The organism is Streptomyces sp. NPDC051173 (assembly GCF_040689515.1).
GTDB lineage: Bacteria > Actinomycetota > Actinomycetes > Streptomycetales > Streptomycetaceae > Streptomyces.
Genome location: NZ_JBFBBD010000165.1, coordinates 1 through 2,155, shown reverse-complemented (window position 1 = coordinate 2,155; position 2,155 = coordinate 1). Strand labels below are relative to the sequence as shown.

The window sequence follows — 2,155 nt, the reverse complement described above, 5'->3', positions numbered from 1 at the left end:
CCTACGCCCACCAGGACATTCCTTTCGAGCGCCTCGTCGAGGAACTCAACCCCACCCGCACCACCGCACACCACCCCCTCTTCCAAGTCATGCTCGTCCTCCAGAACACTGGAAACGACGACCTCGGCCTCACCGGCATCGACTCGGTCTGGCAGGACATCAAGTCCCCGACGGCCAAGTTCGATCTGGCCCTGTCCGTCGCGGAACTCTTCGACGACCCGGCCACCCCAGCCGGCCTCGCCCTCGAGTGGAACTTCGCCACTGACCTGTTCGACCACTCCACGGTCACGTCCATCTCGGACCGCCTAACCCGCCTCCTCGAAGCCGTCACCACCAACCCCGACCAGCCCATCAGCCACGCCGAAATCATGGGGGGAGAAGAACGTCACCAACTGCTGGAGCTGTGGAACGGCTCCGCACAGCCGGCGTCGCGTAACAGCCCTTCAGCAGCGGCGACCCTTCACGGCCGCTTCGCAGAGATCGCCGCGAGGACGCCGGACGCCGTCGCCCTACGCTCGGACGGCGTGGACCTGACCTTCGCTGAGGTGGACACCCGGGCGAATCAGCTCGCCCACCGGTTGCTCGCGCTCGGCGTCGACCGGGAGGCCCCCGTCGCAATCCTGAAGGAGCGCTCCGCAGACCTCATCATCTCCGCGCTCGCGGTTCTGAAGTGCGGAGCAGCATACGTTCCTCTCGACCACCGATCCCCGGTCGACCGCCTGCGGGCCATCCTTGACGAGACCGCAGCAACCGTACTCATGGCCGACCACGACCACGCCCATCGGGACCTGAGCAGTACTGTGCACACGATCGCCGACCGAGCCGAGGCGCCCGTCGACGGCCTGCCGGTCCGTGCCCCAGATGTCACCGTGCTCGCCGACCAGGTCGCTTATGTCATGTATACATCTGGCTCGACGGGCATTCCGAAGGGTGTCGCGATCACGCACACCAATGTCCTCCACTTCACCGAGGACGAGGGCTGGACGACCGGAAGCCTGCAGAGAGTGCTCTTCCACTCTCCGCATGCCTGGGACGCCGCCACCTTCGAATGGTGGGCACCCCTCCTGAACGGCGGGCAGGTGGTCGTGGCCCCGCCCGGCGACCTTGACGTCAACACCCTGGCCGCACTAATCAGGTCGGAGAAGATCACCGGTCTCTGGTTGTCCGCCGGTCTCTTCCGACTGCTCGCCGAGGAGGATCCTCAGGCCTTCTCCGACGTCATCGAGGTGCGAACAGGCGGCGACGCCGTGCCCGCCGCTTCCGTGCGACTGGCCCTGACCGCATGTCCTGGCCTGACAGTGACCGATGGCTACGGACCGACCGAGACCACCGTGTTCGCGACCCACCACTCCATGCGGGACCTTGCCGCCGTCCCGGACGTCGTCCCGATCGGAACGCCGCTCGACCACACGCAGGTCTACGTTCTCGACGCCGCTCTCCAACCCGTCCCCGCCGGCGTCGCAGGTGAGCTCTACATCGCCGGAACCCAGCTCGGGCGCGGCTACTGGAAGCGGCCTGCCATCACTGCCGACCGTTTTGTTGCCAATCCGTTTGGTTCTGATGGTTCGCGGATGTATCGCACGGGTGATTTGGTCCGGTGGACGGTCGAGGGGACGCTCGATTTCCTGGGTCGGGTCGATGACCAGGTGAAGATTCGAGGTTTTCGGATCGAGCTGGGTGAGGTCGAGTCGGTGCTCGGTCGTTGCCCGGGTGTGGGCCAGTGCACGGTGACGGTGCGTGAGGATGTGCCGGGTGACAAGCGGCTTGCCGCCTATGTGGTGCCGGCTCGTGGATCCGTTGGTCTGGATCCTGCCACGGTGCGGGCTTTCCTTGTGCAGGAGTTGCCTGACTACATGGTGCCGAGCGGGTTCGTCGTGTTGCCGGCTTTGCCGTTGACGTCGAACGGGAAGCTCGACCGGCGTGCGCTGCCGGCGCCCGAGTTTCTGTCGTTGGGGACGGGTCGGGGGGCCAGGACGGTGCAGGAGGAGATCCTGTGCTGTCTGTTCGCCGACGTGCTCGGTGTGGACCGGGTCGGTGTCGATGACAACTTCTTCGATCTCGGTGGGCATTCGTTGCTGGCGACGCGGTTGGTGAGCCGGGTGCGTGCCGTGCTGGGCAGTGAGGTGGGGATCCGGGACTTCTTCCAGGCGCCCAC

General features: G+C 65.9%; 1 protein-coding gene. It reads left to right on the top strand.

All coding sequences use genetic code 11. The annotated features are described in order from the left end of the window. Positions 1 to 2,155 (top strand): amino acid adenylation domain-containing protein (locus AB0435_RS34075; protein WP_366428725.1); only part of this gene is annotated, 2,155 nt, incomplete at both ends.